This window comes from Bradyrhizobium embrapense (assembly GCF_001189235.2).
GTDB lineage: Bacteria > Pseudomonadota > Alphaproteobacteria > Rhizobiales > Xanthobacteraceae > Bradyrhizobium > Bradyrhizobium embrapense.
The window spans coordinates 519438-537140 of sequence record NZ_LFIP02000003.1 but is presented as its reverse complement, the minus strand read 5'-3'; the positions used below and the strand labels follow the sequence as shown (position 1 = coordinate 537140).

The following is a 17703-nucleotide window of genomic DNA, read 5'->3' as shown; positions in this document are numbered from 1 at the left end:
CCTCACGCCGCGCTGCGCCGCGTATGACGCCCTTCCTTCACTTCCTCGATGATCTTGGCGCTGAAGGCCTCAAGATCTCCTGGATTTCGGGAGGTCACGACGCCTTGATCCACCACGACCTCGGCATCCTGCCAGGTCGCGCCGGCATTCACGACATCGGTCTTGATCGATTTGTAGGAGGTCATCTTGCGCCCGTTGGCGATGCCGGTCTCGATCAGCAGCCAAGGGGCGTGACAGACCGCGGCGACAATCTTCTTGGCATCGAAGATATCCTTGATGAACTTCAGCGCCTTGGGTTCGACACGCAGGAGGTCTGGATTGATCTGTCCGCCCGGCAGGACGATCGCCTCGTAATCGGCGGCCACGGCTTGATCGAGCGTCTTGTCGACCTTGACGGGACGCCCCCAATCCTTCTTGTCCCATCCCCTGATCTCGCCGGCGGCGATAGACACGATTTCGACCGTTGCGCCGGCCTTGATCAGGCGATCCCGCGGCACTTCGAGCTCCGACTGTTCAAAGCCATGCGTTGCGAGGATGGCGATCTTCTTGCCGTTCAAATCCATGAGCTGCTCCGTTGAGAGTTTTCTGCCAGTTCATGATCAGCGCGCAGCAGCTAGTGACCGTTGTGCGATGACTCGAACAACGCCCCGGTCAGCAACCGCCGCAAGTAGCATAGCCCGTCAAAAGTCAGCCTGGTTTCCCTGACCTCGCCCTTGGCGACCTGCTCCTCGAGGAACGTCTCGAGTTCGGGAAGCGCACGATCGAACTTGTCTGCGATGCCCGTCAGCTCGCAGGTTTCCTTGACGCGCGCGATCGGTGTTTCCAGCACGGTGATCTGAACCATTTGGCTCAAGTGTGCGTGCTGTCGTTGGTTCCTACGCAAGTTGCCGCATGTTCGGTTGCGGAAATTATCAAGCCGCAATGTGTCATTCGGCGGCTATGCGCGTTCATGGAACATGCACCGCCGCAAAGCACGAACTTCCGCTCCCTCGGCACGCCTGTGGCCGCTGCTTGCCGTCAACTTCTTCATGGCGGACATGCAATCGGGAATCGGACCGTTCGTCGGGATATTCCTGCAGCTGCATGGCTGGAGCAGCGGGCTGATCGGGACTGCAATGACCCTCGGCAGTGTCGCCGGCATGCTGATTACGACCCCGATCGGCGGCTGCATCGACACCACGAGCCACAAGCGAGCATGGGTGATCGTGCCCGGCATCGCGGTCGTCGTGGCATCCACCACCATCCTTTTGTCGCAAACATTCTGGGCTGTGGCCCTGTCCCAGGTTGCGACGTCGATCGCAGGTGCGGCCATCGTTCCGGCGGTCACCGGCATCACGCTCGGCATCGTCAAGCAGCGCGGCTTCAACCGACAGAACGGCCGCAACCAGGCCTTTAATCATGCCGGAAACATGATCGGCGCGGCGGCATCCGGCTATCTCGGCTGGCACTACGGCTACCTGGCAGTGTTCCTGCTCGCCGCGCTGTTTGGCGCAATCACGATCGCCTGCGTCCTGATGATCACGCCCGGCAGCATCGACTACCACGCGGCCCGCGGTAAGGAGGAAGACCCGGAAAGCCAGCCCAGCGGCTTCACGGTGCTGGTCAAGCACAGACCGCTGCTGGTGCTTGCAATTGCGCTTGCCGCTTTCCATCTCGGCAATGCGGCCATCGTGCCGCTCTACGGCCTTGCTGCGGTCGCCGGCGGGCTTGCCGACGGTCCGAGCTTCGTCGCAACAACCATCGTCATCGCCCAGGCGGTGATGATCCTGGCGTCGATCGCCGGCATGCACGCAGCCGAGCGCCGCAACTACTGGATCGTCCTGCTGCTGTCGTTCCTGGCCCTGCCGGTGCGCGGCGTGCTTGCCTTCTTTCTTTCCGGCTGGTGGGGCGTGGTGCCGGTGCAAATCCTCGACGGCGTCGGAGCCGGACTGCAAAGCGTCGCGGTCCCGGGAATGGTGGCGCGATCGCTGAACGGAACCGGCCGCATCAATCTTGGGCAAGGCGCGGTCATTACGATCCAGGGCATCGGCGCTTCGCTCAGCCCTGCGCTTGGCGGCTGGGTCGCGCAATGGCTCGGCTATGGCCCCGCCTTCCTGGTGCTCGGCGGACTGGGCTTGCTGTCGGTCGCAATCTGGGTCGCCTTCCAGCCGACAGTGCAGCAGTACTGAGGTGCTTTTCGCGGCACCGATCGGGTTAGGACGCCTTGCCGACCGTGTCGGCCATCCTCGCGCCGCGTGCCCCCAGCGGCTTGCGGCGGCCCTCGGTCGAATCAATCACCGTCTGATGCTCGATCTCGGAATTCAGTTCAGCCCCGCACAGCACGATGATGGCGGACATCCACATCCAGGTCATCAGGCCGATGGCGGCCCCCAGCGAGCCGTAGGTCGCGTTATAATTGCCGAAATTCGCCAGATACCAGGACAGCAGCGACGAGCCGATCAGCCATAGAGCGGCCGCGGCGACCGCGCCGACGCTGAGCCATTGCCAGCGCGGCTCGGTTCGGCTGGGACCATAGCGGTAAAGCACCGCAAGCGCGGTGAGAAGCAGCAGCACCAGGATCGGCCACCGGCCGAGACCGATGATGAGTTCGGCCCGCGAGCCCAAGCCAACCTGCTGCAGCAAAAGCGGGACGACGACGACCGCTCCGACCATCAGCATGATCGAAATCAGGGCGGCGATCGTGAACAAGAGCGACATCAAATTGAGTTTGATGAAGCCGCGCTTCTCTTTCTCCTCATAGACGACGTTGAGCGCATCGAAGATCGCCTTCATGCCGGCATTGGCGCTCCAGATCGCGATCAGCAGGCCGATCGCAAAGGTCAGGCCGAGTGTCGAAGTGCCCTTTGCCAAGACGCGGGCGATCTGGTCCTGGACGACGGCAAATGAACCTTCCGGCAACATCAAAGCCAGGCTTTGCAGATTGGACGAGATCGTCGACGGATCGGCGAACAGGCCGTAGCTCGAGACCAGTGCGGTGATGGCCGGAAAGATCGCCAGCAAGCCGTAGAACACGACACCGGCAGCGGTCGCGAGCAACCGGTCCTCGTCGATCTGCTGATAGGTTCGCAGCAGAATGTCCTTCCAGCCGGCGGCCGGAATTTGCAGAGGCGTGTCAGCCAGCCGCCCGCGATCCTGCGCTTCGGCAAGCGGGGGCTCGGCGTCGATCCCACGTTCGGCCGGCATCTCCGATCGAGACACATGCCGATAGACAGCCAAGGTCGCTAGCGCCGTTGCACCGGCGAGCATCAGGTCGTTCGGCCAACTGGAGCGCGGAGCCATCGCTAGTCCTGGACGGTGTCGGGCCGGCGCCGGAAACGCGATGCGGCGAACCAGCCGATCAGCAGGACGGCAGCGCCTGCGGCCAGTGCCTGGGTCTTGGGATCGACGCCCGCCGCCGCTCCCGACCGGGAAACCGCGATCAGGCGCGCCGCGACCGGCACTGCGATCGACCGCTTGAGCATGTCGGCCTGCCGGGTTGGGCGCGGCACTTCCGGTGCCGGACGCGCCAGCAGTGCACGACCCGCCACAAGTCCCGCGAGCCCGAGGACAAGAAACGTGCCGCCGACCACAGCGTACGCAATCCAGATGTCGTAACGTACCTCAAGAGCATGAAAGGCCGCGCCGACCGCGATCCCGATCGCAATCAGCAGCGAGATCGCACCGACCAGCATGACCCCACACGCCACCGCGTAGCCGGTCACAAGACGCCCGATCCACTGCCGCAAGTCCCCGAGATAGGAGTGGACTATCTGGCTCAGCGACGGCGATCGGGTCGGGGCGCCCATGGCGATATCCTTGGTGGTACTCATTGCAAGTTCGGCAACCGACAACCCGGCAGGATCAGCGACGTTCCCTACCCCGCCAGCGCGATGGCTCGGGCCGGCCGCAAGGACAATCGCGTTCCCGATCGCTTGTGCACAGGACGAACGCTCTACCGAACCGGACGATGACTTGCGCGGGGTGGAAGGGTGCTCGGGAATGGCTGCGCCACCATGAGCGTCGCGCGCTCGTTGGTTTCCAGCGCGATCTTCTGGGCCAGCATCACGTCGCCGGGCACCAGAGAACCGACAGGGCGGAAACACCAACCGAGCACGACGCGATCCCGGCCATCCATCTCGTAGACGTTGGTCGATGTCCCGTAGCAAATCCGATAGCGCTTGCCCGAGTCCGAGCCGACGACGTCGAAGCGCCTGTACCTCTCGAATTGCGATCGCTGCTCCGGTGAGAGCCATGCGGACAACAGCGCAATTCCACGCGCTTCGATCCGCTCATAGGCCTGCCAGCGCTCCCAGATCGCGACCGCGGTCGCCCATAGCGCGCTGCCGGCGCGCCGAAACACAGACGACAGCGACACCCTGGGCAGACGGGCCGTCACGGCGTCAACCGCCGACCAGCCTGGGATAGAACAGGGTTTCCTCGGCGGCCGGATCAAGCGCGCGAACCAGAGCGGCTTCGCCGGAGGACCTCCGCACAGCGGCGGTATAGCCGTCCGCCGTCAGTTCAGCGAAACGTGCATTGGCCCAAGCGAGCTGCTCGCCATCATCCGGGTCGAACTGCTGCCTCGTGTCGCCGGTGTAATCCATCACCAAGATCGTGGCCATTATTGTCTCCTTGAAGGACGTTCAACTGCTTCAGACGATCGGTACGGCGGTCGTCGGTCTGCCACCCATCCATTCCGGCAGCGCGGCACCGTCGCGATGGCGGCCACCCGCACAGGCCGCGGCCCACGCAGCGACCGCGCCGAACAACAACGCTGCCGCAACCGAGAACGCCAGGATCACCGCGCTGCGCCGCGAGCGCTGGATGGCGATCCTGGCATCGCCGATCACGCTGTCGACGCGCTTCTCCGCCTCGGCGGCGGCCAGACCGGTGGCGGCGGCGACCTGCTGGATCAGATAGCTGTGATCTTCGGGGCTGATACCGCTGTGGCTCGAGGTGGTCAGCAGGATGCGGCCGGCTTCCGCCCGCTCGTAACCAACATCGATGTTGGCTGGGCGTCGTGTGGAGCGATACAGACGGTCGAGCTCTGCGCTCAAGAGCGGCTCGGCGGCCGTCGCTGTTGGCCGCGTCTGTAGCACCGGGCGCGCGGTCGACATGCCCACCAGCGCGACCATTGCTGCTCCCAGGATGACAGCGAGAGCCCAAGCTGTCAGGCCATGAAGCCCGTCACGGCTTTCCATCATATCGACCGGTGTCGCGCCGATCACGCGTTGCGCCCTGCCGGCGATGTAGCCGCCCGCGCCAAAGCTCACCAGCGCCTGCAAGATCAAATACAGCCCGGACAGCAGCGCCAGTGCGGCCGATGCGTCACGCCATGATGGCGAACTCGAGCTCACGCCCAGGCCAACTGCAGCGCCAAAGCCGATCAAAATCGCCGTTAGCGCCGCCGCGGTGAGCGCGCCGGCAATAACCGGGCTCCACTGCAGCCGAAGCCCGGTCCTGTTGGCGGCAGATACGGCAACCCCTTGCTCGCTATCCATGGTGCGCCCTACCGCAGTCCGAAGAACGACAGAATCGCGAGAATGACCACGATCAGTCCCACCAGATAAATCAGCTGGTTCATGCAAGCCTCCTCCGCTCACTTCATGCTGACAATCTGTCCGAGGAGGCAAAGTTCCTACGCGGATCGGCAGCTCTCCAGCGGCGAGAAGCTCGCTTCGGGAGGCCTTCTTAGCGATAGAGCTCTATTGATCGAGTGCACGATCGGCGCCCGCTGCGCACACCGATTGACGAAAGAGAGCCCCGGCTCACGGATTGCGAGCCCGGGGTTCGAGTGGAGTTCTCGTAGTTCAGCCGATGTCCCTTCGGGGCCACATGCCTGGGATGGCGCGCAACGCGGCGCGGCCGGCCCGTCTGAGCTCTTCAATGGACGAATGTCCCTCGCGAACCGCCCGTAGCAGGCCCGATGCCACATCAGTCCGCCGTGCCGTGTCGGAACGTGGAATGTCGCCGCAGACCTCGTCGAGCACCGCGCGAAGCACTGCCGCGGTCGCACCGTCGAGCATGGCGTCCTCCCCTACCTCGTCTTGGACGGGTACTGTAATGCAAGGGAGCCTGGCGCGACTTCAAATATGTTAAGGCTGGAAACGGAATTCGCAGAGAGCGCCTAGCCGCGCCGTTTGGTGTGCAAATAGTCGGCCGAGAACAGTGCAGTATCCTTGAGGACCTTCAGATCGGTAATCGTCAAGGTGCGATCGCGCAGCACAATCAGTCCGGAGGCGCGCAGCTCCTGCAACGTCCTGTTGACATGGACCACGGACAGGCCGGTGGCATCGGCCAGGTCCATTTGCGTAATCGGGAACAGACAGGAGCCATCCTCGATCATGTCGACCGGAAGCAGCCGCTCATAGAGTTCGCACAACAAGTGCGCGATTCGTTCCAGCGCCACGCGCCGGCCGATATTGACGGTCCATTCGCGCTGGATCGCACTGTTCACCATGGTTTCGCACCACATGGCTTCCGCCAGCGAACGATCGCTTGCCAGCAGCTGCTCGAACGCCCCGCGCGCGATCACGGCATAAGTGACCGGTGTGAGCGCACCGATCGAGTGATCCATCACCGACAGCAGATAGACGCAGGCATCGCAGCAATCGCCCGGCAAAACAAAATTGACGATCTGGCGCCGGCCATCCTCCAGCGTCTTGTAGCGGGCGAGCCAGCCCGACAGGATGATCCTCACGCTGTCGATCGGATCGCCCTCGCTGACGAGGTCTTCGCCCGGGCGGGCACGCTGCAGCCCGTCCTGGATCGCCTGCTGCAGAAGCGCGATCCCCCGCTCGGACAATTGGCGCAAGGCGCTGAGCCGCCGGATCACCGGTTGCGCCAGATTCCTCTCGAGCATCGGGGAATGCATCTCAACTCCCCATGCTCGGCGTATGGATGGCCTGCGGGCTCATCGGTATCGCGATCGTGCAGTGAAGTCCCGACGGATTGAAATCGAGTGTGCTCTTGGCCTTGAACTCGAACGCCAGCGTCCGCTCCAGCAGCTCTGATCCGAATCCCCTGCGGCTCGGTGGCGTCACCGCGGGGCCGCCCCGCTCGCGCCAATCGAACACCAGCTGCCGCGTGTCGGCCGCATCGTCGATGCGCCAGGACACCTCGATCCGTCCGGCCATCTGGCTGAGCGCGCCATATTTCAGGGCGTTGGTCGCAAGCTCGTGGATCGCCAACGCGAACGTCTCTGCCGCCTTGGGCTGCAGGCGGATCTTAGGGCCCGAGACCCTCAGTTGCTCGCCCTCCCGCGCGTTATAGGCCAGCAATTCCTCGACCACGAGGAATTCCAGGTCAACGCCGCCTTCCGGATCGCGCGTCACCAGCGACTGCGTTCGCGCAAAGGCGTTGAGACGGCCGTCAAGATGCGATGCGTAGTCCTCGACGCTGGTGCTGGTCTCGGCCGAGCGCCGCGCGATCGAACGCACCACGCCGAGCGTGTTGCGGACGCGGTGCTGCAGCTCGGCGAGCAGCAGCCGCTGCCGTTCCTCCGCTCGCGTGATCGCAGTGACATCGATGAAGGTGATCACGACGCCGGCAATGAAATTGTCGATGCTCCGGTAAGGCAGGATGCGCACGATGTAGCGGGTGCCGCTGTCGGGCGCGGTCAGCTCGCGTTCGGCGCTCGCCAATGTCCGAAGCACGCGCCGGACGTCATCATAGAGCTCCTCGATGGGGATGCGCGCCTTGATATGCGCGATCGGACGGCCGACATCGGTCTCGACCAGATGCAGCAATTGCGTGATCGCGGGGGTGAAGTTCATTACTTTGAGGTCGTTGTCCAGGAACACGGTTGCGATCTGGGTGCTCTCGAGGAAATTCTTCAGGTCGCTGGTGGCTCGGGTCAGTTCCTGCACGCGGTGTGCCAGCTCGCCGTTGACCGTGGTCAGCTCTTCGTTGACCGACTGCAATTCCTCGCGCGAGGTCTCCAGCTCCTCGTTGGCCGACTGCAGCTCCTCATTGAGCGACTGGTATTCCTCGTTGGAGGACTTCAGCTCCTCGTTGGTGCTTTCGAGCTCCTCGATGGTGGCTTGCAGACGCTCGCGGGTGGCCCGCAGTTCGCTCTCCAGCCGCTCCACATGCTCGGTCCGGACCAGGACGTCGCGATTGTTCTCGGGATGGTCGACGGGACGGATCGGGCCATCCTTGAAGAGAACCACGAAATTGCGGTGTCCCGCGGGCGCGTCCGGAATCGGCTCGACCGTGATATCGACCAGCACGCGATGCCCATTGACCCCGAGCTGCACCTGCTCGGCATGCGCGGCCTCATTAATCTCCGCAGCCCGGCTCAGTGCGGTGCGCAGCTCGAGCCTGAGGTCGCGATGCACGAGTTGCAGCAGGTCGAGCGTCGCCGTGCCCGCCGTCGGCTCGATGTAGCGGCCGGTGCGGCCGGAGAAGTGCAGAATGTGGAAACTCTCGTCGGTAATCACATAGGCCGGCGCATAGCGCTCTGCGAGCCGTTGTGCGCGCCGCTCGAGGCCGACATCGGGGCCCATGGAGCGCACCGGCGGGATGTCGACGGCGGCTCGCCCGGCTGCCGTGGTGATCGGGAATTCGGGCGGAAGCCGCGTCCCGGTCTCGAGCTTCTTGAAAATGCGCGCGCGGCGGTCGACCGGCGCGAATAGCTTCGGATGCCGCGTGACGTTCTCGGAGTTGCCAAGAAAAAGGAAGCGATCCGGCAGCAGCGCGAAGTGAAACAGCGGAATGACACGGTTCTGCAATTCGGCATTGAGATAGATGAGGAGATTGCGGCACGACACCAGGTCGAGCTTGGAGAACGGTGCGTCCTTGATCACGTTGTGCTGCGAGAAGATGCACATTTCGCGCAGTTCCTTGACCACGCAATAGGTGTCGCCCTCGCGCACGAACCAGCGCGCGAGCCGCTCCGGCGTCATGTCGTTTTCGATGCTGGTGCGATAACGCCCGACCCGCGCGGTGGCGAGGGCCCGCCCGTCGATATCGGTCGCGAAGATCTGCACCTGAGGCACGGAATCGAGGCTCGCCATATGCTCACGCAGCAGGATGCCGATCGAGTAGGCCTCCTCCCCCGTGGCGCAACCGAGCACCCAGACCCGCACCTGCTGGCCCGTGCCTTTGCCTTCGAATAGCTTCGGGACGATCTGCGTTTCCAGAACATCGAACTCCTTCTTGTCCCGGAAAAACTCGGTGACACCGATCAGGAGGTCGTTGAAGAGATGCTGCGCCTCGTCCTTATCGTTCCTCAGGAAATCGACGTAGGCGGATATGTCGTCGATCTGCACCACTTGCATTCGGCGCTGGACGCGGCGCAGGAAGGTGTTCTGCTTGTAGCCGTGGAAGTCATTTCCGGTCTTGTTGCGCAGGATGTCGGCAATGCGGGCGAGCGAACTGGCGGCCGCCGCCAGCACCTCGTCGAACCCCTGTTTCTCCTCGAGCCGGCGCAAGTGGCGGGCATAAACGTCGATATGCTCTGGAATGTCCTCGGGCGGCAGCACAAAGTCCGCGATCGCGACGGCCGAATTGCCTTCCTCGTGCGGGTCGGACTGGCCGTCCCCGATGCGCTCAGCAATCGCCAGACCACCGTGGTCCTTCAGCGTTGCAACCCCGAGGGTGCCATCCCCGCCCGTGCCGGCCAGCACGACGCCGATCGATTGCTCGGCATGTTCCTCCGCCAGGGTCACCAGGAAGCTGTCGATGGTCGCTCGCTCGCCGCGCGCTTGCTCGGCGCGCCGGACAGCGAAACGGTCGCCATGGATGGTGGTGATCATATCGGAGGGGCAAACATGGATCGCGCCCCCCTCGGCGACCTGACCATCCGTGATCTCGAGCAGTTTGGCGCCTTCCGATCGCTGCAGCGCGGCACGCAACCGGGCGTCCTCGATGCCATCCCGATACTGCATGATCAGAACGATGGCCTGGTCCGGGGTGAGCCTGAGCCTGGAGAAAAACCGCTCGATGCTGTCCAGGGCGCCTGCGGACGCGCCCACACCGATGATCAGCGGCGCCTTGGACTGACGCTCTTCGTCTCTGCTTTTGGGTTGGCCAACGTCATCCATGATTGCAGCGGCTCTCACTCTTTTGCTGGCGCCTCGCCGGCTCCCCGTAGATAGCAGAGTTTGCTGCTATCCCAATGGAATAAGTAGGAATTCTCCAATGCCTTGGAAACTTCGACGATGGCACGCCTCCGGCTCGCCCGCGACCGCCATCCGGGACCGAACGCCCGAGCCCAAACGCACCCCCGGTCAGCAACGAAAATGATCGATCGCGGCGACGGTTCCTTCGGCTGCCTTACCAGAAGTGCGAATTCAGGACGGCTTCGCATCCGGTCCCGGCTCCAGAGCGGCTAGTGGGACGTCAACTGATCCTCGAGGTAGGCTACCCGCTGCACGATCAGCGTACGGTGCCGCTCCCACTCGACGAGGGTTCGCTTGAGCAGGTTGACCAGACGTTCGGCCTGCTCGGTGTCGTGGCCTGCCTGCTGCAGCCAATCCAGCAGCTCCTGCTGATTGCGGACGCGTCTCCAGCCCTCCTCGATGTCGATCTCCGCTTTTGCCAGGAGCGCGCGTTCGGACTGCAACTGTTGGGCCCAGCTCGCATGCTCAGCGCTGGCCATCACCGTTCCTTCCGCGCCGGTCGCTTCGGATCGAGCGATTGTAGCACGACCTGGCGGATCATATCGGCATATTCACGATATTCAGCGGCGCGCGCATCGTACATCTGCGCGACCGCGGGGCGACCGCTTTGGCGGCCATCCTCGGCCATCCGGTGCACCAGTTCGGCACGCTCCTCGATGATGCGCAGGGCGACCCGAAGCGCCTCGTCGACCCGGCTCTCCTGCTCCTTGGCGAGTGCGTCTGCGGTATAAGCGTGGCCGACCTGACAGCGAAACCGCAGTGGGTGTCCCATCCTCAGGACCGACAGGACGCCACCACATCCCGGACAGGTCAGTGGCGCGGGATCCGCAATGTCGACCAGGGTATCGCTGCCGATGCGTTCGCCCGCGGCGATCTTCACCTCCAGCACGATCTCCGGCGGGATCGGCAGGACTGCGCCTGGACGCTCGTGGACCAGATCCGAAAGCACGTCGCCAAGCCGCACGCCCGGGATGCAGAGATCGACCGTGGTCGCTTCCAGGGCCCGTAGTGGCATCTCGTCGGAAATGGCGTCCTGCGGGTCCTGGACCAGCGCGATCCCGCCGCAGCGCTTGACGGCATTCAGACCTGCCGCCCCGTCTGACAACAGCCCGCTCAGCACCACGCCGATCACGCGTGGCCCGTAGTGGAGAGCGGCCGAGCGGAACAACGGGTCGATGGCGGGCCGCGCCAAGTTCTCGCGCGGACCGCGGCCGAGCATCAGATGGCCGTCCTGGATCAGGAGATGGTTGTCCGGCGCCGCCAGATAGACGTGGCCGTTCTCGATCACCATGCCGCTTTCCGCCTGCCGGACCGGCAGCTTGCCGGCCGCGCTGGCGACCGTCGAGAGAATGCCGATGCCGTGAGCCGGGATGTGCAAGACGATGAAGATCGCAGCCGGAAGATCCCGCGGCAGCCGGCCGAGTATGGCCTTCAGCGGTGCTGTCGCTCCGGCCGAGCCGCCGATGACGATGATGTCGCGGTTGGCCATGGAACTAGCCTTTCCAACATTGTTTGCAACAAGGCAGGCTTTCGTCCTATGTTCCAATTTCGCTGTGGTTGCACGCCGAAGCGTGGCCGGGGTCGATATGTCTGATTTGGTCGCCAATTTGCGCGAGCGTGCGCTTCTGACCGGACGTCGCGTCCTGATCGTTGAAGACGAGTATTTCCTCGCCGACGACGTGAGCAGTGCGCTCCGGTCACTCGGTGCAGACATCGTCGGCCCTGCCGGCGACATCGACGATGCGCTTCGCATCGTAAACGATGGCGGTGTGATCGACGGCGCCGTGCTCGACGTGAATATCCGCAAGCAGATGATCTATCCCGTCGCACGCGAGCTGAAGGCGCGCGGCATACCGATCCTGTTCACCTCGGGATACGACAGGATCGTGATCAATAGTGAGTTCGCAGATGTCCCGCTGTGGGAAAAACCGCTCGACCATCGCGCAATGGCGCGAGGCCTGGCTGGCATGATCCTGCGCGCCTGAACGCCGCGAGCGTCCGGTGCCGGAAATCCAGCGGGCGCTTTGCAAATGTTAGTGCGGACGCTTGCAAGGCGGCTCACGATGCCCGCGTCACGATATCGGACGGGGGATGGGTCATGACCGAGATCGAAAGACGTATCGAGCAACTGGAGCAGACGGCCTCGGAGCGGGCGCTGGTAGCGGACATCTCAACCGTGAGCGAGACCCGCCTCCGCAATGCACAAATGGCTGACGAGTTACGCCTCGTCGCAGCGCAACTGCGGGCCTTGAGGCTCAACATCAGCTAAGGTCGATCACGGGCGAGTTGATCTGTCCGATGCATCCTCCTCTATGAAGGACAGCGATGCTGCACGATTCAACCGGCGAGATTGCGAAATGTCAGCTATTGGCCGACGATGCCGACCAACGCGCCGCAACGTCGGGCGACGAAACCTCCCGCAAGGATTACGAACTGCTGGCGCGATCCTGGCGAAGGTTGGCGCCTAGCTATCAATTCGCTTCGCATCTCGAAGGCTTCCTGGACACCGACAAGAAATTGCTTCGGCGGATCCGGGCAACCGGTCCCAAACGGCCCTGACGCGGGCGGCGACGCGTCTCGACCCGTGCACCCCACTGTCGGTGGCGGCCGGATCGCGAATTCCGCCCTCTCCCGCTGATCGGACGTCCAACGCCGGATTGGTCCGCCGATGCGGTGTCGGGAAAAGGCGGCAGCCTTTTCAAACGCGATTCATCCTTGTGATTCCAGGAACTCGCGTCCACGCCTATCCTGCAAACGCTGGGCAGGATTTTCATTATGATATTTTTTCTAGCCTAGTAGAGGGTCCGCCCGATTGTCGGCACTGGCGGGGCGCGACGACGGAATGAAGGACGGCCCCAGCTTGCCCCTCTCGCTGGGGCCGATCCATTTTTGACGCCGACGAATTAGGGCACCCGTGCTGACATGCATACTTAAATGCCCTCGGCAGGACCGAGGCGCAGACTGCCTAGATGTTCAGATTGGAAAAAATGGACGGCCTGGACCGCGGCTTCCTGAGCATCGCGGGATTATCGTTTCTCGCGCTCATCGTCGGCGTCAGCTGTCTTCTTATCGGTTAGGAACTGGCCACGCACGGCGCCAGTTGTCACAGGTTCGAGGGCTGGCCCTGCCGGTAGCTCTTGGATAGCACAGTGCAAGAGCGGCCTCAGCCTGTGCCCCCTCGCTGGGGCCGCTTCTTCCGGTCTTCGCCGTTCTCGCTTGTTAGGTCATTGTGCAACGGACCCGCGAACAGCAGCGAAACAGAGCGACGCCACGCCGCTAACATCGGCGAGGCCGAGGTGTCTACTCTCTGAAGCCGATTTACGACACGGACTCAAATTCGGCTGAGCCCGGACGTTGCGCCTCGCCGCAAGAAGTCTCTTTGCACCGTTGGCCGCCAAGGAACGTTCCGGGCTGGCACTCTCTGAGGATCTCCAGCGAGCGGGCGATGACGAGCCGGGCATGATCGACAATAGCCGCATCGCCCGCGGCCAAGTTACGGACGGCAGAAATCGGATTGGCTGGCGCCATGGCGCGCTCCCTCTGCTTTGCAGGCGGGAGCGCTCGTGGTCTCTCAGCCACCGACGCCTACGGACAGAGCCTCGGCCGGTGATGACGACATAGTAAACCTCATTGAGGAAAGCTCCTAATACAATTCCCGTGTTGGAACTTGGAGCCCGGCGTCCGGCGTTTCTCTGCGCCTTCTGCTCGAAAAGAGAGCAGAACGAGCACGGTCCCCCTTCGCCGGGACGACGTCAAGATTGAGTGCAATCCAGATACGGCAAGCGCGCCCGTTATCAGGCAGGCTACGCCTCCGCCCTCACCCGCACCGGGATCGACTTGGCCGCTGGCGTCTTTGCCTTCTTCTCGTGGTGCCAGAGCGGCAGCAGCGGATTGCATTCGGGATAGTAGCCGGCAATACAGCCCTGAGGAATGTCATAGGCCACGATGCGAAGACCGCCGACCTCGCGCGTCACGCCGTCATTGGCCGCCGTGGCCAGCGTCACCACGGAGCCTTCCTTTAGCGCAAAGCGGGCGATGTCTCCCGGATGCATCAGCACCACATGGCGCGAGCCGTGGATGCCGCGGAGTCGGTCGTCGTAGCTGTAGATGGTCGTGTTGAACTGGCCGTTGCTGCGCAGCGTGATCAGTTGCACCACGTCGGGATCTTTCGTTTCCGTCTTGGGATCGCTGACAAGGGAGGTCGGCGCGATGAAATTGGCCTTTCCTGTCTTTGTCTTCCATTGCCGCTTACGCGCGGCGAGCGGCCGGTGGAAGCCACCGGGCTGCCAGAGCCGTGCGTTGAAGTCGTGGAAGATATCAGGATAGGTCGCCGCGATCGCATCGCGGATCCGGCTGTAGTCGGACACCCATTCGTCCCAGGGAACAGTCGAGCGTCCCGGGGCCGCAGCCTTGGCCAACTCGGCGATGATCCTCGGCTCGGACAGCAAATGCGGGCTGGCCGGCGTCACCTGGGCACGCGAGCCGTGCATGCAGCCCGTCGAATCCTCCATCGCCACCGCCTGCCGTCCGCTCGCCTGCTCGTCGAACTCAATGCGGCCGAGGCACGGCAGGATGAACGACACCTCACCATGGACCAGCGCCGAGCGGTTCAACTTGGTCAGGATGTTGACGGTCAGGCGAAGCTTGCGCCAGGCCGGTTCGACCAGCCGATGCTCCGGAACGGCGCGGACCAGATTGCCGCCGAGCAGCACCATCGCCCGCACCGAACCGTCGATCACCTTCGCGCAGGCCTCGACCGTCGTCAGGCCCTTGTTCTCCGGGACATCGATGCTGAACTGCTGCTTGATCTTGTCGACCGGCACCATCCACGGCTTCTCGGTGATCCCGACGGTCCGCTGCCCCTGCACGTTGGAATGACCGCGCACCGGGCAAATGCCGGCGCCGGGCCTGCCTATATTGCCTCGCATCAGTGCCAGATTGATCAAGGTCTGCACCGTTTCGACGCCCTGCTCGTGCTGCGTGAGGCCCATGCCGTAAATGAACATCACGGCATTGGCCTGCGCGTAGACCGCGGCCGCGGCTTCGAGCGCATCGCGCTGCAGACCGGATCGTCTTTCGATTTCGGACCATTCACAGAGATTTACGGCTTCCGCGAATTCATCCCAGCCGTGGGTGTGCTCGTTGACGAAAGCCCAATCGATTATGGGGTTTGTCGCGTCGGCGCGATCCTCCCAAGCCAGCAACGCCTTCGCGATGCCCATGATGGCAGCGGTATCGCCGCCGCTCCGGACCTGATGATATTGTGAGCTGATACGCGTCGGCTTGTCGCTGATCATCTCGCCGGGCGCTTGCGGGTTGACGAACTCCTCCAGTCCGCGTTCGCGCAAAGGGTTGAAAGTGACGATCGGCACGCCGCGCCGGGCGGCGTCCTGAAGCTGATGCAGCATGCGCGGGCTGGACGTGCCGACGTTCTGGCCGAAGAAGAAGATGCAATCGGTCTTGTCGAAATCGTCGAGCGTGCAGGTGCCGACCGGCACCCCGATGCTTTCCGGCAGCGCAACCGAGCTCGTTTCGTGACACATGTTCGAGCTGTCGGGCAGATTGTTGGTGCCGTAGGCGCGCGCGAACAGGCCATACATGAAAGACGCTTCCAGCGATGCACGGCCGGACGTGTAGAACACAGCGCGGTCCGGGTGTAGCGCCCGCAGCTCACGCCCGATCTCGGCAAAGGCCGCCTCCCAGCTGATCGGCACGTATTTGTCGATGGCCGGGTCCCAGCGCATCGGGTGGGTCAACCGGCCGGCCGCCTCCAGATGGTGATCATCCCAGCTTTCGAGCTCGGTAACCGTCCTTGCTGCGAAGAACTCGGGCGTGACGCGCTTGTGCGTGATCTCCCATGTGGTCGCTTTGGCGCCGTTCTCGCAGAACTCGAACACGCGCGGATCGGCGGGCTTTGCCCAGGCGCAGCTGACGCACATGAAACCGCCGGTCTTGTTCTGATGGAGAAGGACACGGCTGCCCTTGATCGGAACATGCTCGCGGGTCAGGCTCGTCGCGAGTGATCGCACCGATCCCCAGCCGCCGGACGGTGCTTCATAGGATTCGACCTCGAGATCGTCACTCAATCGGCGCCTGTTGGCCATGATTGTCCTCCCGGCTTGGCACCGGCGACGGCGAGCGCATGTTGCAGCGGAAGGTCGCTGGGGCCGGTTTTCGCTGCTCCATCAAGGTATGCAGACGTCGATCGTTCCTACGCCAACGATCGCACCGGCAATCAACGCGACCGAAAACCTGTTGTTGCCGGACCGAGTTCCAGCGCGACATGTCATAAGTTAATGACACGATCGGTCCGTCGTCACTACGGTCCAACGCTGGGCAATAGCAGCAGCCTGTCCGCAATTCACGCCAACCGCACTGTCCGGGTGCTCCGCCGCAGCAACCTGCTGCAATGGCATTCACGGACAATCACGATCACTGACTGGAATGGCCTGGTCCGGTTGGCCGGATTCAACCCGGCCTATCTGCGATTGCCCGAGCACATGACGATCGATCCCACCGAGACGATCATGGCGCACTGATCCGACGGCGCCGCCTTCAGCCCGCAGCCACATCGAGGCGGCACGGCAGCAACGAATCTCGTTGCAACATGTTGTCCAGCTGAACGGAGATCGGCGACGTCCAAGGATGGATGTCCAAGGATCGTCCCAACGAGCACGCAGGAAAGCGAACAGATGAAAGCCGAAAGCTTGACGGATCCCACCAACCTCCATCCGAAACCGCCGTTCAAGAAGCAGTCGCAACCATGGCCCGGCCTGGCGGGCCAAATGGAGCCGCGTCCCGACCACGGTGAAACGAGCTACAAGGGATCGGGCCGGCTGGCGGGCCGAAAGGCGCTGATCACAGGCGGCGATTCCGGCATGGGACGTGCGGCGGCAATCGCGTTTGCCCGCGAAGGCGCCGACGTTGCTATCAACTACTTCCCGACCGAAGAGCCGGACGCACAGGACGTGATTGCGCTGATCGAGGCGGCAGACCGTCGCGGACTTGCGATCCCCGGCGACCTCAGGAATGAAGTGTTCTGCCGGGAACTGGTTGCGCGCGCAGTGAAGGGCTTGGGCGGCCTCGACATTGTCGTCTGTAACGCGGCGCGGCAGCAGTCGCGGGACTCTATTCTCGACGTCTCAACGGACGATTTCGATGCGACGATGAAGACCAACGTCTATGCGCCGTTCTGGATCATCAAGGCCGCGCTGCCGCATCTCCAGCCCGGTGCATGCATCATTGGGACGACCTCAGAGCAGGCTTACGACCCCTCGCCCGAACTCTACGACTATGCCCAAACCAAGGCTGCGACCATGAACTACGTAAAGTCGCTGGCCAAGCAGCTCGGTCCGAAGGGTATCCGGGTCAACGGTGTCGCGCCCGGTCCGATCTGGACGCCATTGCAAGTCTCCGGCGGTGCGTCGATGGAGAAGCTCGAGAAGTTCGGCGGCCACACGCCGCTTGGTCGGCCCGGCCAGCCCGCCGAGCTCGCATCGATCTACGTCCAACTCGCCGCGGGCGATGCCAGCTACGCGACGGGTCAGGTCTACGGATCCGCCGGCGGATCAGGGCAACCATAAATCGGCGGATTGTCTTT

Annotated in this window: 19 protein-coding genes; 6 read left to right on the top strand and 13 right to left on the bottom strand. The window is 63.3% G+C overall.

The features are described from left to right. Window positions 1-2 precede the first annotated feature (2 nt). Together AKN83_RS16535 and AKN83_RS16530 are read right to left on the bottom strand one after the other, a co-directional pair. Window positions 3-563 carry a type 1 glutamine amidotransferase domain-containing protein gene (locus AKN83_RS16535; protein WP_050405152.1) on the bottom strand — a complete coding sequence of 187 codons (561 nt, stop codon included), beginning with the start codon at window positions 561-563 and terminating at the stop codon, window positions 3-5. Between the two features lie 50 nt (window positions 564-613). Further along, window positions 614-844: a hypothetical protein gene (locus tag AKN83_RS16530; RefSeq protein ID WP_050405151.1), complete on the bottom strand. Its 231-nt coding sequence runs from the start codon at window positions 842-844 to the stop codon at window positions 614-616. Window positions 845-956: 112 nt separating this feature from the next. Between AKN83_RS16530 and AKN83_RS16525 the strand changes: the two genes are divergently transcribed. Then, window positions 957-2168, top strand: a complete 1212-nt coding sequence (locus AKN83_RS16525) for an MFS transporter (RefSeq protein WP_050405320.1) — start codon at window positions 957-959, stop codon at window positions 2166-2168. A gap of 25 nt (window positions 2169-2193) precedes the next feature. On the opposite strand, the gene AKN83_RS16520 is transcribed toward AKN83_RS16525, so the two are convergent. From AKN83_RS16520 to AKN83_RS16480, 9 genes are all read right to left on the bottom strand, one after another. After that, a complete protein-coding gene (locus AKN83_RS16520) occupies window positions 2194-3279 on the bottom strand; it encodes a YihY/virulence factor BrkB family protein (RefSeq protein WP_050405150.1) in 1086 nt (361 codons plus the stop codon). A 2-nt stretch (window positions 3280-3281) separates the two neighbouring features. Beyond that, window positions 3282-3809, bottom strand: coding sequence for a phage holin family protein (locus AKN83_RS16515; protein ID WP_050405319.1), 528 nt, complete (start codon window positions 3807-3809; stop codon window positions 3282-3284). Between the two features lie 122 nt (window positions 3810-3931). Next, window positions 3932-4375 (bottom strand): hypothetical protein, encoded by a 444-nt coding sequence (locus AKN83_RS16510; protein WP_244522000.1) that lies wholly within the window; start codon window positions 4373-4375, stop codon window positions 3932-3934. A gap of 4 nt (window positions 4376-4379) precedes the next feature. Next, window positions 4380-4601, bottom strand: a complete 222-nt coding sequence (locus AKN83_RS16505) for a hypothetical protein (protein ID WP_050405149.1) — start codon at window positions 4599-4601, stop codon at window positions 4380-4382. Window positions 4602-4631: 30 nt separating this feature from the next. Then, a complete protein-coding gene (locus AKN83_RS16500) occupies window positions 4632-5480 on the bottom strand; it encodes a hypothetical protein (RefSeq protein ID WP_050405148.1) in 849 nt (282 codons plus the stop codon). A gap of 626 nt (window positions 5481-6106) precedes the next feature. After that, the gene (locus tag AKN83_RS16495; protein WP_050405147.1) at window positions 6107-6853 is read right to left on the bottom strand and encodes a Crp/Fnr family transcriptional regulator; all 747 of its coding nucleotides are present in this window, start codon (window positions 6851-6853) and stop codon (window positions 6107-6109) included. 1 nt (window position 6854) lies between these two features. After that, on the bottom strand, window positions 6855-10025 hold the full coding sequence (locus tag AKN83_RS16490) for a CheR family methyltransferase (RefSeq protein ID WP_063695377.1): 3171 nt from the start codon (window positions 10023-10025) through the stop codon (window positions 6855-6857). A gap of 287 nt (window positions 10026-10312) precedes the next feature. Continuing rightward, window positions 10313-10582, bottom strand: a complete 270-nt coding sequence (locus AKN83_RS16485; protein ID WP_050405146.1) for a hypothetical protein — start codon at window positions 10580-10582, stop codon at window positions 10313-10315. Then, the gene (locus tag AKN83_RS16480) at window positions 10582-11592 is read right to left on the bottom strand and encodes a chemotaxis protein CheB (RefSeq protein WP_050405145.1); all 1011 of its coding nucleotides are present in this window, start codon (window positions 11590-11592) and stop codon (window positions 10582-10584) included. The genes AKN83_RS16485 and AKN83_RS16480 overlap by 1 nt, the downstream gene beginning before the upstream one ends. On the opposite strand from AKN83_RS16480, the gene AKN83_RS16475 reads away from it, so the two are divergent. From AKN83_RS16475 to AKN83_RS16465, 3 genes are all read left to right on the top strand, one after another. Then, on the top strand, window positions 11567-12088 hold the full coding sequence (locus tag AKN83_RS16475; protein WP_347336828.1) for a hypothetical protein: 522 nt from the start codon (window positions 11567-11569) through the stop codon (window positions 12086-12088). The genes AKN83_RS16480 and AKN83_RS16475 overlap by 26 nt on opposite strands. A 113-nt stretch (window positions 12089-12201) precedes the next feature. After that, the gene (locus AKN83_RS16470; RefSeq protein ID WP_244521999.1) at window positions 12202-12372 is read left to right on the top strand and encodes a hypothetical protein; all 171 of its coding nucleotides are present in this window, start codon (window positions 12202-12204) and stop codon (window positions 12370-12372) included. Between the two features lie 98 nt (window positions 12373-12470). Continuing rightward, window positions 12471-12662: a hypothetical protein gene (locus AKN83_RS16465; protein WP_157113415.1), complete on the top strand. Its 192-nt coding sequence runs from the start codon at window positions 12471-12473 to the stop codon at window positions 12660-12662. Window positions 12663-13421: 759 nt separating this feature from the next. On the opposite strand, the gene AKN83_RS39665 is transcribed toward AKN83_RS16465, so the two are convergent. Both AKN83_RS39665 and AKN83_RS16460 read right to left on the bottom strand, forming a co-directional pair. Next, on the bottom strand, window positions 13422-13631 hold the full coding sequence (locus tag AKN83_RS39665) for a hypothetical protein (RefSeq protein ID WP_157113414.1): 210 nt from the start codon (window positions 13629-13631) through the stop codon (window positions 13422-13424). 275 nt (window positions 13632-13906) lie between these two features. Next, the gene (locus AKN83_RS16460) at window positions 13907-16207 is read right to left on the bottom strand and encodes an FdhF/YdeP family oxidoreductase (RefSeq protein WP_050405143.1); all 2301 of its coding nucleotides are present in this window, start codon (window positions 16205-16207) and stop codon (window positions 13907-13909) included. Window positions 16208-16399: 192 nt separating this feature from the next. On the opposite strand from AKN83_RS16460, the gene AKN83_RS39660 reads away from it, so the two are divergent. Continuing rightward, complete coding sequence (locus AKN83_RS39660) at window positions 16400-16642, top strand: cyclic nucleotide-binding domain-containing protein (protein ID WP_157113413.1); 243 nt, start codon at window positions 16400-16402, stop codon at window positions 16640-16642. A 153-nt stretch (window positions 16643-16795) separates the two neighbouring features. Continuing rightward, window positions 16796-17686, top strand: a complete 891-nt coding sequence (locus AKN83_RS16455) for an SDR family oxidoreductase (RefSeq protein WP_050405142.1) — start codon at window positions 16796-16798, stop codon at window positions 17684-17686. Window positions 17687-17703: the final 17 nt, after the last annotated feature.

What these genes read in the sequence shown, in the direction of transcription:
- AKN83_RS16535 (WP_050405152.1), bottom strand. Translation starts at nt 563, where the DNA reads ATGGATTTGAACGGCAAGAAGATCGCCATCCTCGCAACGCATGGCTTT.
- AKN83_RS16530 (WP_050405151.1), bottom strand. Translation starts at nt 844, where the DNA reads ATGGTTCAGATCACCGTGCTGGAAACACCGATCGCGCGCGTCAAGGAA.
- AKN83_RS16525 (WP_050405320.1), top strand. Translation starts at nt 957, where the DNA reads ATGCACCGCCGCAAAGCACGAACTTCCGCTCCCTCGGCACGCCTGTGG.
- AKN83_RS16520 (WP_050405150.1), bottom strand. Translation starts at nt 3,279, where the DNA reads ATGGCTCCGCGCTCCAGTTGGCCGAACGACCTGATGCTCGCCGGTGCA.
- AKN83_RS16515 (WP_050405319.1), bottom strand. Translation starts at nt 3,809, where the DNA reads ATGAGTACCACCAAGGATATCGCCATGGGCGCCCCGACCCGATCGCCG.
- AKN83_RS16505 (WP_050405149.1), bottom strand. Translation starts at nt 4,601, where the DNA reads ATGGCCACGATCTTGGTGATGGATTACACCGGCGACACGAGGCAGCAG.
- AKN83_RS16500 (WP_050405148.1), bottom strand. Translation starts at nt 5,480, where the DNA reads ATGGATAGCGAGCAAGGGGTTGCCGTATCTGCCGCCAACAGGACCGGG.
- AKN83_RS16495 (WP_050405147.1), bottom strand. Translation starts at nt 6,853, where the DNA reads ATGCATTCCCCGATGCTCGAGAGGAATCTGGCGCAACCGGTGATCCGG.
- AKN83_RS16490 (WP_063695377.1), bottom strand. Translation starts at nt 10,025, where the DNA reads ATGGATGACGTTGGCCAACCCAAAAGCAGAGACGAAGAGCGTCAGTCC.
- AKN83_RS16485 (WP_050405146.1), bottom strand. Translation starts at nt 10,582, where the DNA reads ATGGCCAGCGCTGAGCATGCGAGCTGGGCCCAACAGTTGCAGTCCGAA.
- AKN83_RS16475 (WP_347336828.1), top strand. Translation starts at nt 11,567, where the DNA reads ATGACGATGATGTCGCGGTTGGCCATGGAACTAGCCTTTCCAACATTG.
- AKN83_RS16480 (WP_050405145.1), bottom strand. Translation starts at nt 11,592, where the DNA reads ATGGCCAACCGCGACATCATCGTCATCGGCGGCTCGGCCGGAGCGACA.
- AKN83_RS16470 (WP_244521999.1), top strand. Translation starts at nt 12,202, where the DNA reads ATGACCGAGATCGAAAGACGTATCGAGCAACTGGAGCAGACGGCCTCG.
- AKN83_RS39665 (WP_157113414.1), bottom strand. Translation starts at nt 13,631, where the DNA reads ATGGCGCCAGCCAATCCGATTTCTGCCGTCCGTAACTTGGCCGCGGGC.
- AKN83_RS16460 (WP_050405143.1), bottom strand. Translation starts at nt 16,207, where the DNA reads ATGGCCAACAGGCGCCGATTGAGTGACGATCTCGAGGTCGAATCCTAT.
- AKN83_RS39660 (WP_157113413.1), top strand. Translation starts at nt 16,400, where the DNA reads ATGACACGATCGGTCCGTCGTCACTACGGTCCAACGCTGGGCAATAGC.
- AKN83_RS16455 (WP_050405142.1), top strand. Translation starts at nt 16,796, where the DNA reads ATGAAAGCCGAAAGCTTGACGGATCCCACCAACCTCCATCCGAAACCG.